Raw genomic sequence first — 15,489 nt, 5'->3', positions numbered from 1 at the left:
TTCATATGTATGAATGAAAATAAAGAGGCTTTCTTTATCTTCTTTTTAATATTATTCCTTTATTTATCTATTTTATGTCAACTCACCGGTACTAAAATCTTTACACTTAAAATTGTGCAATCTTCAACCTAAACACGGGTTTATTAAATTAATACTGTTGTTTTGCGAATACATTAAGTAAATTACTCCGTTATGATCCTAATAAAAAAGATAGATGTTCATGGCTGGAAGTAGAGGCGGATTTAGTTCGCGACTAGGTTTTATTATGGCGGCTGCAGGTTCTGCGGTTGGTTTAGGCAATATTTGGGGCTTTCCTACGCAAACAGCCAGTAATGGTGGTGCTGCCTTTGTACTTATGTATTTGGTGTTAGCATTTTGTTTAGCCTATCCTGCATTTATGGCCGAAATATTAATTGGTCGTTATGGGCAAGCTAATGCGGTTACTTCACTTCAAAAAATGTCTAAAAGCTTATTTCAAAAACGCTTTGCTTTTGTTGTAGGTTTTGCTGGCGTTATATGTGCAGCATTAATTTTAAGCTTTTACGGGATAGTTGCAGGTTGGATGATTGCTCATACCGCTGAACCTGTGGCTAAATTAATAGGTAGTGTAGAAAGTGCTCATTGGCTGGTGGCTTTTTCCTTCGAACGAAACCTCATTTTTACGGCAATATTTGTTAGTTTAACTATTTTTATTATTTCTCGTGGTGTTGAAGAGGGTATTGAAAAGTGGTCTAAACGATTAATGCCATTAATGCTTACTTTGCTGCTTGTTTTAATCGGCTATGTGCTTACTTTAGAGGGGGCTAGCGAAGGCTTAGAAGCTTACCTTAATCCTGATTTCTCCCGTATTTTTGAACCCACGCTATTGTTAAGTGCTTTAGGGCAAGCTTTTTTCTCTTTATCTTTAGGTACGAGTGTTATGGTGATCTACGGCTCTTACATTTCTAAAAAAGAAAATATGGTGAGCTTAGGTGCACAGGTTACGTTAATTGATGTATCAATCGCTTTTTTAGCGGGTTTATTAATTATTCCTGCTATGTATGTGGCTCAAGCACAAGGTGTAGAAATATTTGCTGCTGACGGCAGTTTATTATCAGAAGATACCTTGGTATTTACCGTACTACCTAGTTTATTTGAAAGCATGGGTGGAGTAGGGCTGTTTGTTGCTATCGGCTTTTTTGCTTTAATGACGATTGCGGCGCTAACATCTTCTATCTCAATGCTTGAAGGGCCAGTTTCTTATGCGGTAGAGCGACATAATATAGAACGTAAAAAAGCTTCTATTACTATTGGTATTGGTATTTTTTTACTGAGCGTTATTATTATGGCTAATTTCGAGAGCTTGTTTGGCTTAGTAATTACCTTGTCTACTAAATACGGACAGCCAATTGTAGCTATGCTTTGTTGTGTATTTGTGGGTTGGATATGGCAACGTAATTCGCTGCTAGACGAAATTAAGCAAGGTAACGAGTCAATTGAAGAGAGTTTTTTCTGGAAGGTTTGGCCTGTTTACACCAAGGTAGTTTGTCCAACGGCCATTGCTATGGTGTTTTTACATTCGCTTTAGATACCAAATTTGTAGAATATTCGCTTATAAAAAAGCCCGTAATGATAGTGATATCATTACAGGCTTTTCTGATCTTTACCTATGGTGAATAGGTTAAATAAGTGCTAATTAAGCAACAAACTCTTTTAACTGTGTTAAAGATAATGCGCCAACTTTAGTTGCACTTAATTCGCCATCTTTAAATAGTAATAAAGTAGGGATGCCTCTGATGCCAAACTTAGTCATTAACTCTTGTGCATGGTCTGCATCAATTTTTACGATTTTCAATTCGCTATTTTCTTCAGATACTTGATCAAGTAATGGTGCAATCATTTTACAAGGTCCACACCACTCAGCAAAAAAGTCTACTAATACTGCACCTTTGTGTGCCGTTACTTCTTGTTCAAAATCTTCAGCTTTAATTACTGTTACATTGCTCATTATTTACTTCTCTTTTAATGTTAATAAGGTCTTTATTTATTGAAGAGCTATTCTAGGTGGTTTTCATTTAACTTAATAGATGGTTTAATAGAATCTATTGTTCTATATATGAGACAAACTTTGTGCTTAATTTAGATGATCTTATTTTCTTTTCTACCATTATTGATTCAGGCTCTTTAACGCAAGCAGCCCGAACTATGGGCGTGCCTAAATCAAAATTAAGCCGAAGATTAGCTAATTTAGAAGCTGAACTGGGTTATCAATTGCTTATTCGTACTACGCGTAAGCAAGAGTTAACCGAAAGTGGCTTGTTACTTTATCGTTCTTGCAAGCCTCATTTAGAAGCGCTAAGTAGTATTGAAAACGATATTCACGAGCTTAATACATCACCTAAAGGTCGGTTGAATATTTTGCTGCCTATAGAATTTTTTAGTCAGATTATTAGTCAAATTATTACCGACTTCGCGAAAATATATCCTGATATTGTGGTGCATTGCAGTCATTACAGTTCTGAATTTCCTGAAGAAAATTATTACTATGATTTGATTTTTGTTTTACATGAAACCGATTTAGCCCATTCGAGTTGGGTAGGTAAGCAGTTATTAAGTTTTCCACAATCTATTTATTCAGGTGTTAATGAATCGGTTGATCATATACACACGCCTGAAGATCTCCAAAATGAAAAGTGTATAACATCGAATAACAACGAACAGTGGTTGTTTAGGGAGAATAATAAAATTCAACTTATTTCTGTGCATGAAAAAGTTATTTTATCCAGTCCACAAATGAGGTTAGAGGCAACATCGCAACACTTAGGTATTGCAAAACTTCCTGATTACTTGTGCCAATCGCAAGGACATTTACTGAATGTTAAAAGGCTGAAACTAAGCCACGATCCAGTGGCATTACAGCTTACTGTTTTGTATCAAAGTAGAAGTATTGCTTTTAAAACACGAATGTTTTTAGAGTATTTTCAATCGAAAATGGGAAGTTTGTCTTAAAGCTATAGCCGTTACACTCTAGGCCAAGGTAAAAGCCAAGGTAATTCTATTTGTTTGAGTTGTTCTGAAAATTCAGCTGACAAAAATAGCTCGCCAGAGCTAGGGGCTTGTATATATTCGTACTGAATATTATTTAAAGTAAATTGTAAGGCGTAGGCATGTAGGTACCCTCTGTCGAACATAGGATTATCTGTAGTGCTACTCCCTCCGTATAAGGTATCGCCAATTATAGGTGAACCTATGCTGCTTAGTGCAACTCTTATTTGATGTGTTTTTCCTGAATGAGGTTTAACTAAATAAAGCCTTATACCATTACCTATGCTGTAAGACATAAATTGACTGATGGCTGGGTTTTCTTGGCTTCTTAGTAGTTTCCATGCGCTACGGCGACTTTTAGTCATGTCGCCTTTAATTAGGCCTTGTTTCTTTTTCGGTTTTTTATCACTGAGAGCGAGATAATATTTTTGAATGTGGTGTTGTTCAAATAATTGTTGGAAGGTTTTTGCTGTTTCATTATTTTTGGCAAAAATAAGCATGCCTGACGTCATTTTATCTAAACGGTGTACTGGGTATAACTCGCTTGTAGGACTAAGTGACAGCTTAACTTCATTAAAAAAACCTGAGCCTATTTCACCTTCATCATGAAAGTTGGTATTTGCAGGTTTATTTACCACAATAAAGTCGGGTTGCTCGTCAATTATATCGAATGTTGTTTCCATAAATTAGTAACTCAATCCGATTAACGTATAAATCACAATAGTGATCACTCCGCCAAATAGCGTGTAGGGTAATTGGGTTTTAACGTGTTCGAAATGATCGCAACCACTGGCGATAGAGGCAACTACGGTTGTGTCGGAGATAGGAGAAGCGTGATCTCCAAATACACCACCACCTAAAACAGCGGCCACCATAAACTCAATAGGTAAGCCACTTTGCTGAGCTACAGGTACAGCAATGGGTACTAAAATGGCAAAAGTTCCCCACGAGGTTCCAGTAGCAAAAGCCATAATTGCTGCAGCAATAAATAAAATAGGGGCCATTAAAAATAAAGGAAATTCCACATTAATGAGTTGGCTAACATAAAGCCCTGTACCTAATAATTTTATAGCACTACCAAAAGCGAAAGATAAAACTAACACGCCAACAGCAGGTAACATTTTTTTAGTGCCTGTTACTATGCCAGCCAAAATTTCGGTAACCGATAAAAGTTTATAACTTAAAATGAATAGGGTTAAACATACTAAAGCACTTATTATTGCCCAAAAGACGGAAAATGAGCCTGAACCTTGGCGAATGTCTCCATTACCCGTAAACCAGAGTAAACCTAGGGTGGTGACTAATAATGTTAATAAAGGAAACCACATAACCATAGCTGGCGCAGTTTTAGTGATCAATTCTTCACTATTTTGTTCTTGCGTTATCGGTTTAGCTAAGCGTAATGAACCATAAGCTTTACCTGAAAATGCGGTGTAATAAGCTAAAGCTAAAGCAATAATAGCGTAAAAGTTATAGCCAATTGTACCAATAAGAATGCCAACAGGATCGTTAAAGTTATAACCATCTAATAGCCCTAAAACATAAGCTCCCCAACCGTTTATTAACAAAAGAATACTGACGGGTGCACAGGTTGAATCAAGTAAATAGGCCAGTCTTGCACGGCTAAGTTTATGGGTATCAAATAATTTTTGGCTTGCCATGCCTGCGGTAAACATACTTAAATTAGTATCAGTAAAAATGCTGGTGCCAATTATGGTAGGTAGCATAGCGGCTTGTCTTTTATTTTTAACCAGATTGAGTTTGGCTAAACTTTCAATAAACCCATTTACCGCACCAGATTGATTCATCAAGGTAACTAACGCGCCTATTAATAAACTGAAAGCGACAATATAACTATTTCCAGTTGAACTAAACACACCCACTATGCCTAGAGCACTGTCGGTGAGCATAGTTAATGGATTGAAGTGGTTTATCATCAGAAAAGTAAACATTAGCCCACATAACAATGCGATTAGGGCGTTCCTTTTCCATACGGCAATAATAATTGCAATTAAAGGGGGAAGTAAGCTTAGTGCGCTATCTTGCATTTTTCGATAGACCTTTAAGGTTTTAAGTCAATTTACTGGATAGGCAACTTTACTGTATAGACAATAAATTGCAATTCAATAAAGCGCCTCTAATAGTAAACTCTAATAACACGCTACGTATTTAATGTAGTAATATTGCCAAGGAATTCACACAATCTTATTGGCTATTTAAATACTGAATGGGATTGAAATATGTTTTTTAGGCCATAAATAGGTTCTATCAACTCTTGCGTACAACGCATAGGAATTATTTTGAAATTATCTTTAACTGAGTATCTTTCTGTTTTTAATGAAGAAGCTAATATATCTTCTTTAACTGGTTTTGGAAGGGGTATAGAACGTGAAGCCCTACGTGTACTAGCTGAAGGTAAGTTATCAGAAAAACCTCATGCTTATAATTTAGGTTCAGCTTTAACTAACCCCTATATAACAACAGATTACTCTGAAACGTTATTAGAGTTTATTACTCCTGTTAATAAAAGTCCTGAAGATGTAATTGCGCAATTGCAAGATATACAAAAATTTACCTTAAGCCAAATTGATGGTGAACTTTTGTGGCCAATGAGTATGCCTTGTTTTGTTGATGATGCGAATAAAATTCCTTTAGCTCAATACGGCTCGTCAAACATAGGTAAAATGAAAACCGTTTATCGCCAAGGTTTAAAAAACCGATACGGTAGTATGATGCAAGTTATTTCAGGCATTCATTTTAATTTTTCTTTTCCTGACTCATTTTGGAATGTATTACAAAGTACACTTAAAGATACGCAACCTCGAGATGAATTTGTTTCAGAGCGTTACTTTTCTTTATTGCGAAACTACAAACGTTTTTGTTGGTTGATCCCCTATTTATACGGTAGTTCACCCAGTATTTGTAGTTCATTTCTACAAAATAAACCGCAGGTTTTACCTTTTAAAAAATCGCCTAAAGGTTATTTGTATTTAGAACATGCAACGTCTTTAAGAATGAGTGATTTAGGTTATACCAATCATGAGCAGTCTTCTTTACACATTTGTTATAACCATATAGATGGTTATGTTGAGGGTGTTAAAAACGCGATTAATTTAGCGTCTGACGAATTTGCAAAAATAGGCATAAAAGTTGACGGAAAATACCAACAACTTAATAGCAATGTTTTACAAATTGAAAATGAACTGTATGCACCTATTCGACCTAAAAGAGTGGCTAAAGCGGGCGAGAAACCGTCTGAAGCGTTAAAGAGGCGTGGTGTAGAATATATTGAAGTAAGAGCTCTTGATGTAAACCCATTTGTATCCACGGGTGTTAGCTTAGAACAAGTTTACTTTTTAGATATATTTTTAACCTATTGTGCGTTAACTGAACACGGTGAATTAAACTGTGAACAGCAAAATATTTATGAAGAAAACATGGATGAAATTGTACTAAGAGGGCGAGATCCAGAGTTACGTTTACAGGACGAAGGTGAACTTAAGTCTATTAAGCAATGGGGTAACAGTATTTTTGATGAAATGTTACCTATTGCCAAATTATTGGATAAAGCAAATAACACGTCTAAATATCAACAAGTGCTGTCTGATGAACTCGACAAAATTAATCAGCCTGAGTTAACCCCTTCAGCTAAAGTTATTGATTTGTTAGTAAATCAAAATAAAAGTTTAACCCAAATTGCTCTGTCTATGGCACAAACATATAGAGATGATTTATTAGCACAAGAATATAATATGTTTAGCGAGCAAGAATTCATTGATAGTGTAAATAAATCACATAAAGATCAGCGAGCAATTGAAGAGGCAGATACAGTAGACTTTGATCAGTTTTTAGTTGATTACTTTTCTCGTTAAAATTTATTTATAAACAGTTGTTTATGTTTTTTTAAGCAAAAAAAACGCATTTACAAAAGTAAATGCGTAAAAGTGAAATACTATGTGGGAAATACATATTTCAAAGGTATGAGTGGTTTAAATATAAAAAGTTCATTTTATTTTTGATTTTTATTTGAGTGATGTTATTTAAAGGTATTTTTAAAAATAATATCTTCTTTGTGTTTTTCTTCTTCCCACTTTTTAGTTTTCAATTCAGGTTCATCCAAAAACTCATTGACATAACCCACACATAAATAAGCAATAAGCTCACTATTTTTTGGTGCATTTACAGCTGCCTTTACTTTTTTAGGATCCACAATACTCACCCAACCTACACCTACATTAAGTGAACGTGCCATTAACCACATATTTTGAATTGCACAAACAACGCTAAACCTTCCCATGTCGCTCATACTGGTTTGCCCTAATATAGTTTTTTCTGATGGTTGATAAAAAACTGCAATATTAATAGGAGATTCAAGTATTCCTTCAAGTTTTAATTGGGCATAGCTTTGCTTTTTTTTACCGGAAAAAAGCGTTTTTGCGTGATTGTTTTCTTCGGTAAAAGAGTTAAACACTTTTTGCTTTATGTTTTGATCATCAATAACAATAAACTGCCAAGGTTGTGAATAGCCAACCGAAGGCGCATACAAAGCGGCTTCTAATATTTGATCAATTACCTCACTCGGTACGTTTTTATCAGTAAAACGGTTACCACGAACATCTCGGCGATATTGCATGATTTCTTTTATAATATGGGTATCTTCAGGGGTAAATTCTTTGCTCATTGTATTTATCGTTTTAGTATTTATTAATTACTCTCTTGAATAGTAACAGAGAAATACGATGGAAATTAGAGGAGAATATTTAATAACAACAATAACAAACCTGTTGAAATGGAACTTTGTTAGATGTTCCATTCAACTTAATGCTAAACTTTATTTCTAGGGAAAAGACATTATTAGGGTTGTACATTTGTCTATTAAACATATTTTTATTATTTTTATTCTATTCTCGTTAGTTTCTTGTTCTACATTACCCCCCAAGAATCCTGAAAATATATGCAGCATCTTTGAACAGAATACTGATTGGTACTTTGCTGCTAAAAAAGCCAAAGATAAATGGGGGGTGCCTATTCATGTACCTATGAGCATGATGTATCAAGAAAGCTCATTTAAACATGATGCTATTCCTCCTATGGATTATTTTCTGGGCTTTATTCCTATTGGTCGTGTAAGTTCTGCTTATGGCTATTCGCAAGCTAAAACCATGACGTGGAACGATTACATGAAAGAAACGGGCAATAGCGGTGCCGATCGTGATGACTTTGATGATGCGATGGACTTTATGGGCTGGTTTATTTATAAATCTCAAAAGCTGAATAAAACCTCAAAATGGGATGCTTACAATCAGTACCTTAACTATCATGAGGGCTGGGGAGGTTTTAAGCGTAAAAGTTATTATAAAAAGAAATGGCTAATGGCTGTTTCTCGTAAAGTAGAAAAGCGCGCTAAACGCTATAGTGCTCAATTGAAAAAATGCGAAGCCTCGTTTAACCAAGGTTGGTGGTCACGCTTGTTTTCGAGTTGATTAATTCGCATTAAATGCTTGTTGATCGCGGCGCAAGGAGGGTAGCCTAGTTGTTCTATGTAAATTCCTTGCAACAATGACTAATAAGTATTTAAACGGCTCCGTAGGACAGCGTTTATTAACTATTTATACTAGGTTATCGCCTATTAGAGTAGAACAACGACGAAACATAAGCTCTGCCTTGTATAAAAGGCTAATAAACTGCTGCAAAAATAATAAGAAAAAATCAATAGACCCTAAATAATGCCAAGATTAGAAACTATTGGCATTATTCTTATTACGCATATTTCTTGCCAATTGCATCATTTTATTGATTAATTTATCGTAAATGAGCGCCAAATAAATGACAAAAACAATTGTTAAAAAAACTTCATAAAATTGCAAAAAATCGTTTGCAAAATCTGAAGTCAGAAATCTACTGGCCTTGCTTTTGTTATCCACAGAAATTGTGGAAAATTATCACACAAAAAATTACCTGTGGATAAGTCTGTTGTTAACTTGTTCTAATGTAGGTATTATCCACAAATAATAGCTTTTTCTTTAAAAATAAATAACTTACTCGCCTGAGTTATGTATCTAAATTTCACTATATTGAGCCTAATATAATGTTGAATAGTTAATGTTGAACTCAACAGAAAATTTACTAACAATTCGAAACTTTTTCAGCCAAGAGATAAAAAATATTTATAACTATTTTTAAGCGAGATTAGCTCAAATACTGAAAACATTATCTGATCAGGAGGGGAGAATACTTATCAAGACTTTCAGGATATTAAGGTAACTCGTTGAACTTAAAGTGGTAAAATTTTCAACAATACGGTTGTTAATTTTATGTAAATTTAATGTAATTATTTTATGAATAAATATTATGTATTTATTTTTTTATCGACTATACTTGCCACGATCGCGACCTAAGCCCAATGGTTTTGGACCGACGATTAAAAAATGCTCTAAATATTAATTTAGTGTTCAATATATTTAATTGCATTGCATATTAAATTGCTTAATAGGGATAAATCCTAAATGAAAAATTACATTGTGTTTCTTACTGTTTGTTTAACTTTTGCTGGTTGTGCTAGTAAGCCATCACTAAAAGAAGATCAGGCAATACAAAAATATTTACCTGTGTCTACATTAAAAGCACAGTTAGCCAATGAGCTTGATAGCGAGCTAGATGTTTTATCTCCAAAGTCTTTCGCCAAAGCAAACGAACTGTATAGCGAAGCAATGAAACTTGCTAAAGCAGACGATCCAAAAGCATTGGAAAAAGCTAAAGAAGGTTTAAAACAATTAGCCTTAGCTAAAAAAACTGAAATGTTAAACAGAGACGTACTTGAAGAAGTGTTATCTGTTCGTGCTAAAGCTATTAAAAGTAAAGCCTCAGCTGCTAGCCCTGAAGCCTTTGCAAAAGCAGAGAAACAGCTACTTAAATTAACTAAGTTAATTGAAAATGGCGACGTACAAGAAGCAAAAGAAGAGCGTACTGAAACCATGCGTGCATATGCAGCAATCGAATTAGCCTCTATTAAAGTGAACATTGTAGATGCAGCTAAAGTGGCGATTGAAAATGCTAAAAAGAAAGACGTTGACGATTTAGCTCCACGCACTATGAAATTAGCTCAAGAAGATTACCAATTAGCATTAAATACCTTAGATGCTGATCGCAGAGAAACTGAAAAAGCGAATGCTCATGCCCAACGAGCTATTTGGAATGTAGAGCGTGCTGTTGGTATTGCTGAGGTTATTACGCATTTCCGTCAATCAGACTATGAAGAAGAAGATAAAGTACTATGGTATCAAGAACAAGTTACACGTATTGTTTCTCCAATTGAGCAACAAGTCGCGTTTGATGATTCTAACAAAGTCATGGTTAAAGGGCTTAATAGCAAAATACAACGCCTTGTTTCAGAAAAAGACAACGTAACGGTTGCTATGACAGAAGCGCAAGAACGAAATATGCAAATAGCTAAGGAAAAAGAGTTAGCACTTGCAGCAGCACAAGCTGAAATGAATGTTGCTATGTCTCAAGCCAAAGAACGAGAAATGAAAATAGCGCAAGAAAAAGAGCAAGCATTAGCAGCAGCACAAGAGAAAGCTGAAAGTGAAAAACGTCGTAATGATGCAATTACCGCTAAATTTAAAGGTGTTCAATCGTTATTTAATCAACAAGAAGCTGATGTATATCGCCAAGGAGATAATGTACTTATTCGTGCTCATGGTTTCTCGTTTAAATCGGGTAACAGTGAAATAGATGCATCTAACTTTGCTTTATTAAATAAAATAACAAAAGCAATTTCAGCGTTTCCTAACTCAAATATCGTTGTTTCAGGACATACAGATAACAGAGGTAGCGACGAAATCAACTTAAAATTATCGACAGAACGTGGTAATAAAGTGGCTAATTTCTTAAGTGAAGTGGGTCAAGTTGAAAGCGGTAGAGTTGAATCAACGGGTTACGGTAAATCTAAACCTGTAGCAAGCAACGACAGTGTAGAAGGTCGTGCAGCTAACCGAAGAGTTGAAATACTTATTGTAAATAACGAAGCAGAATAATATTACCCTTCAATCTCATTAGTGAGATTGTATAAGTAATGTCTGATTTAAAAGCCGCTTAATGGATTATTCATTAAGCGGCTTTTTTGTATTTAGTATATTGAGCATCTTAGTGTAGAGTCTATACTCGAAAAATGTGATATATACTGTATAAATGTATTAGAGCAGCTTAGCGAATATTATTTATTACTGTTAACCTGTTTAGTTTAAGTAATTAAATATCTAAGTTAATATTTGAATAGCAAGATTTAGGCTGCTAAAAAACTAATACCAATTGAATGCACGATTTTAATTGGTATTAGTAAATAACCTCAGCTCGGGATAAGCAAAGTTACTCAACAAGCTATTTTTATGCCTAACTTCGTTGAATTTATTACTAATAGCTAGCTATTAGATAGAAAAATTCACCTTGTTATACACAAAAATATCAATGTTGAGAGACTAATATAACTTAGGAAAACAACGGTACAGGTTAAGGTTTTGATAAATAATAATTTTAATTCATTATCTAACATTCATTAACCCGAGTTGAGGTTAAATACAATATATTATTAGAAAGGCGTTATTCTTCAGTCTCTTTTATTTCCTGATAAAACTCAGGCAGTATGCGTACTGTTTTAATCATGTTGTCGCTTACATCAATAATCTCAACAGGGTAACCTGAAACTCTTACGCTTAAATTAGCTTCTGGAATATCTTCTAAATGTTCTATGATCAGGCCGTTAAGGGTTTTTGGGCCGTCTGATGCAAAATTCCAAGACATTTCTTTATTAATATCTCGAATGTTTGCACTACCATCAACGAGGTAACTTCCATCAGGTTGTAAGTTAACTTCTTCACTGGTGGCGGGTGTCATAGTTGTTGTAAAGTCGCCTACTATTTCTTCAAGAATATCTTCTAAAGTAACTAAGCCTTGAATGTCGCCATACTCGTCTACAACTAAGCCTAAACGCTCTTTAGCATGCTGAAACTTTAATAGCTGTACATTAAGTGTTGTACCTTCAGGAATGAAATAAAGCTCTCTTACGGCTCTTACTAAAGTAGCTTTAGTAAACTGATTTTTAGACAGTAATTTGAGTGCGTCTCGCATGTGAATATAACCCACAACGTCATCAATAGAATCTCTATATAACAAGACTCTGGTGTGATTTGCTTGGGTTAACTGTTTTTGAATAACTTTCCAATCGTCATTAATATCAATACCTTGTAATTCACTTCTGGGGATCATGATATCTTCAACGGTAATTTTTTCTAATTCTAATATGCTTACCAGCATGCTTTGGTCGCGTTTTGGTAACAATGCCCCCGCTTCGTTCACCACTGTTTTAAGTTCGTCAGAGCTTAACGTATGATGCTCTCTTTGCTCTGAGCTTACGCCAATAATTTTTAAAATACCGTTGGTTAGCCAGTTAACCGCTAAAACAAATGGGTATAATAATTTTAATAATATATTAAGTAAGATTGAGCTTGGGAAGGCGACTTTTTCAGGGTACAAAGCTGCAAGAGTTTTAGGGGTAACTTCTGCAAAAATTAATATAACAAAGGTTAAAAGTAGTCCGGCATAAAAAATACCTGCATCACCATATAAACGTTCAGCAATTATACCAGCGATTAATGAGGCAAAAATATTAACGAGGTTGTTACCTATTAATATGAGCCCAATAAGTTTATCAGGCGTTGCTAGTAACTTACTAACACGCATAGCACCTTTGTGCTTTTGATTTTCTAAGTGTCGTAGACGATATCTGTTAATAGACATCATGCCTGTTTCAGAGCTAGAAAAGTATGCTGAAACGAGTATCAAAACACCCAATATAACAAAGAGTGTTTCCGTTGATATGTTATCCAAAAAGTGGATCCTATGTTTGTTAAAAAATACGGGTGTTGGTTAACTAAGCTGTTAGTTGATTACAACCCGCAGTTATTTGTGTCTTATTGTAATATAAACTCTTTCACAAATCTGCTACCAAAATAGGCTAATGTTAATAAAAATGTCGCGATAATGGTTAAAACGAGCACTTTGTGGCCTCTCCAGCCTTGTTTAAAGTGACCCCATAAAATCACAATATAAGTGATGAGAGCAAGAAAAGAAAATACCATTTTATGGCCGTTTTGTGCCGAAAAGAAATTTTCTAAAAATATGAAGCCTACAAGTAAGCTTATACTTAAACACAAAGTTCCCATTGCTAGTAAGGTAAATAGCTGACCTTCAACTTGCATTAATGGAGGTAAATGGTTTACCGCTTGTAATTTTTTTTGTTTTAATTTGTAGTTTATATAAGAAACCTGAAATGCGTATAAGGTCGCAATAACTAATATACAGTAAGCAATTAACGATAAACTTACATGGCTAATAACACTTATTTTGTTTGAAATTATTGGAATTTCGTGGCCTTCAGGAATTAAAAATAAAACAAGTTGCCAAAAGCCCGCAAAACTATAAACAACGGGTAATAATAAATTAACTTTAAATTTAATGGCAACAGCTGAAATACTTAATGTAATTAATAAACTTACTAAAGAAACAACATTAGGTAAGCTAAAGTTAATAACGTCTGGTGAATATATTAAGTGGCTACTACTGCTGAGTGCATGAGTAATAATACCTAAGCAACCTAAAAATAATACCAATACTATGTTTGGGCCTTTAGGTGTAAATAGGGTTGTTATAGTAATAACAGCTGCTAGTAAGTAACTTACGGATGCTGTTATTGATAAAATATCAGGTAAACTCACAAAGTGCTCCACACTTATTACAGAACTATAAAAGTAAATAAGAACTATTCCTATAACGTCGATTCTATCAGATTGATTTTGCTACGCCATAGTTAATGATTGAATAACGGTTTAAATTAAATTTTTAATGATTTCCCTCAAAATAAAGGGTACAAATTTTAGCGCAAAGAATTTTATACTTTCGCTTATTTGTTCAACAGGTATAATACCAAGTAATTTGTGGTATCCGTAATATATAGAGTTCTTCATGTTTGAAAATCTTTCCGATCGATTAACCAAATCACTCAAAAATATCAGTGGCCGTGGCCGTTTAACTGACGATAATATAAAAGATACGTTACGTGAAGTGCGTATGGCACTTCTTGAAGCTGATGTAGCGCTTCCTGTTATTAAAGAGTTTATTAATAAAGTTAAAGAACGCGCAGTAGGGCAAGACGTTTCTAAAAGCCTAACTCCGGGGCAAGTGTTTGTAAAAATAGTTCAATCTGAACTTGAACAAGCCATGGGGGAAGTAAATGAAGGGCTTGATTTAAAAGCTGTTCCTCCTGCTGTTGTGTTAATGGCTGGCTTACAAGGTGCGGGTAAAACAACCTCTGTTGCTAAATTGGCTAAATTTTTAACAGAACGTGAAAAGAAAAAAGTATTAGTCGTAAGTGCCGATGTATACCGACCTGCGGCAATCAAGCAGCTTGAAACGTTAGCAAAAGAAGTTAATGTTGAATTTTTCCCGAGTGATATTTCTCAAAAGCCTATTGATATAGGTAATGCGGCCATTGCACATGCAAAACTTAACTTTTTTGATGTAGTCATTGTTGATACCGCGGGTCGTTTGCACGTTGATGAAAGCATGATGACTGAAATTCAAGATCTTCATGCTGCTATTAACCCAGTAGAAACTTTATTTACTGTTGATGCGATGACAGGTCAAGATGCTGCGAATACTGCAAAAGCATTTGGTGATGCATTACCATTAACAGGTGTTATTTTAACGAAAACCGATGGTGATGCACGCGGTGGTGCAGCTTTATCTATTCGTCATATTACTGGTAAACCCATTAAATTTATGGGTGTTGGTGAAAAAACTGACGCTTTAGAACCTTTCCATCCTGATCGTATTGCTTCTCGTATTTTAGGTATGGGTGATGTTTTATCTCTTATTGAAGAAGTAGAACAAAAAGTTGATAGAAAACAGGCTGAACGATTAGCTAAAAAAGTGAAGTCAGGTAAAGGGTTTGATTTAGAAGATTTTCGTGATCAACTTAAACAAATGCAAAATATGGGCGGCATGATGGGCTTAATGGATAAATTACCGGGTATGGGTAATATGTCTGAGCAAATCAAAGGCCAAATGGATGATAAAATAACGATCCGTATGGAAGCTATGATCAACTCTATGACTCCAGGTGAACGCCAACGTCCTGAAATTATTAAAGGCTCGCGTAAACGTCGTATAGCTTTAGGTTCAGGTACACAAATTCAAGACGTGAATAAGTTACTTAAACAATTTACCCAAATGCAAAAAATGATGAAGAAAATGTCTGGCAAAGGCGGTATGCAAAAAATGATGCGTAGCATGAAAGGTATGATGCCTCCAGGCGGTGGCGGCGGAATGGGTGGAATGTTCGGCGGTCGTTAAAATTCGATAATCAGAAATATAATTAAAGGGCTATAACTTTATATCAAGTTATAGCCT

12 protein-coding genes are annotated in these 15,489 nt (G+C 34.9%); 6 read left to right on the top strand and 6 right to left on the bottom strand.

What is annotated here, in order from left to right:
- Positions 1 to 220: 220 nt before the first annotated feature.
- Complete coding sequence (locus ACM9HF_RS09475) at positions 221 to 1,567, top strand: sodium-dependent transporter (RefSeq protein ID WP_473617905.1); 1,347 nt, start codon at positions 221 to 223, stop codon at positions 1,565 to 1,567.
- Positions 1,568 to 1,675: 108 nt separating this feature from the next.
- Here the strand turns inward: ACM9HF_RS09475 and trxA are convergent, their stop codons facing one another.
- Positions 1,676 to 1,987, bottom strand: a complete 312-nt coding sequence (trxA, locus tag ACM9HF_RS09470; RefSeq protein WP_076416989.1) for a thioredoxin — start codon at positions 1,985 to 1,987, stop codon at positions 1,676 to 1,678.
- Between the two features lie 122 nt (positions 1,988 to 2,109).
- On the opposite strand from trxA, the gene ACM9HF_RS09465 reads away from it, so the two are divergent.
- Positions 2,110 to 2,988 (top strand): LysR family transcriptional regulator, encoded by an 879-nt coding sequence (locus ACM9HF_RS09465; protein WP_473617898.1) that lies wholly within the window; start codon positions 2,110 to 2,112, stop codon positions 2,986 to 2,988.
- Positions 2,989 to 2,999: 11 nt separating this feature from the next.
- Here the strand turns inward: ACM9HF_RS09465 and ACM9HF_RS09460 are convergent, their stop codons facing one another.
- Both ACM9HF_RS09460 and ACM9HF_RS09455 read right to left on the bottom strand, forming a co-directional pair.
- The gene (locus ACM9HF_RS09460) at positions 3,000 to 3,707 is read right to left on the bottom strand and encodes a TIGR01621 family pseudouridine synthase (protein ID WP_473617894.1); all 708 of its coding nucleotides are present in this window, start codon (positions 3,705 to 3,707) and stop codon (positions 3,000 to 3,002) included.
- Between the two features lie 3 nt (positions 3,708 to 3,710).
- Positions 3,711 to 5,072, bottom strand: coding sequence for a Na+/H+ antiporter NhaC family protein (locus tag ACM9HF_RS09455; protein WP_473617891.1), 1,362 nt, complete (start codon positions 5,070 to 5,072; stop codon positions 3,711 to 3,713).
- A 252-nt stretch (positions 5,073 to 5,324) separates the two neighbouring features.
- On the opposite strand from ACM9HF_RS09455, the gene gshA reads away from it, so the two are divergent.
- A complete protein-coding gene (gene gshA / locus ACM9HF_RS09450; protein WP_473617889.1) occupies positions 5,325 to 6,896 on the top strand; it encodes a glutamate--cysteine ligase in 1,572 nt (523 codons plus the stop codon).
- Positions 6,897 to 7,060: 164 nt separating this feature from the next.
- Here gshA and bluB read toward each other — a convergent pair whose 3' ends face one another.
- Positions 7,061 to 7,705 (bottom strand): 5,6-dimethylbenzimidazole synthase, encoded by a 645-nt coding sequence (gene bluB, locus ACM9HF_RS09445; RefSeq protein ID WP_473617886.1) that lies wholly within the window; start codon positions 7,703 to 7,705, stop codon positions 7,061 to 7,063.
- Between the two features lie 193 nt (positions 7,706 to 7,898).
- On the opposite strand from bluB, the gene ACM9HF_RS09440 reads away from it, so the two are divergent.
- Both ACM9HF_RS09440 and ACM9HF_RS09435 read left to right on the top strand, forming a co-directional pair.
- Positions 7,899 to 8,507 carry a transglycosylase SLT domain-containing protein gene (locus ACM9HF_RS09440; RefSeq protein WP_473618280.1) on the top strand — a complete coding sequence of 203 codons (609 nt, stop codon included), beginning with the start codon at positions 7,899 to 7,901 and terminating at the stop codon, positions 8,505 to 8,507.
- 1,023 nt (positions 8,508 to 9,530) lie between these two features.
- Positions 9,531 to 11,060, top strand: coding sequence for an OmpA family protein (locus ACM9HF_RS09435; RefSeq protein WP_473617883.1), 1,530 nt, complete (start codon positions 9,531 to 9,533; stop codon positions 11,058 to 11,060).
- Positions 11,061 to 11,622: 562 nt separating this feature from the next.
- Here ACM9HF_RS09435 and ACM9HF_RS09430 read toward each other — a convergent pair.
- Both ACM9HF_RS09430 and ACM9HF_RS09425 read right to left on the bottom strand, forming a co-directional pair.
- Positions 11,623 to 12,909, bottom strand: coding sequence for an HlyC/CorC family transporter (locus ACM9HF_RS09430; protein WP_473617879.1), 1,287 nt, complete (start codon positions 12,907 to 12,909; stop codon positions 11,623 to 11,625).
- A gap of 83 nt (positions 12,910 to 12,992) precedes the next feature.
- A complete protein-coding gene (locus ACM9HF_RS09425) occupies positions 12,993 to 13,796 on the bottom strand; it encodes a cytochrome C assembly family protein (RefSeq protein WP_473617875.1) in 804 nt (267 codons plus the stop codon).
- Positions 13,797 to 14,043: 247 nt separating this feature from the next.
- Between ACM9HF_RS09425 and ffh the strand changes: the two genes are divergently transcribed.
- Complete coding sequence (gene ffh, locus ACM9HF_RS09420; protein WP_473617872.1) at positions 14,044 to 15,432, top strand: signal recognition particle protein; 1,389 nt, start codon at positions 14,044 to 14,046, stop codon at positions 15,430 to 15,432.
- The last annotated feature ends 57 nt before the right edge of the window (positions 15,433 to 15,489 follow it).

It is taken from the genome of Colwellia sp. RE-S-Sl-9 (genome assembly GCF_048296855.1).
In the GTDB taxonomy this organism is placed as follows: domain Bacteria; phylum Pseudomonadota; class Gammaproteobacteria; order Enterobacterales; family Alteromonadaceae; genus Pseudocolwellia.
Note: the sequence above shows the minus strand (reverse complement) of the source record. Positions and strands in the feature narration are given on the sequence as shown.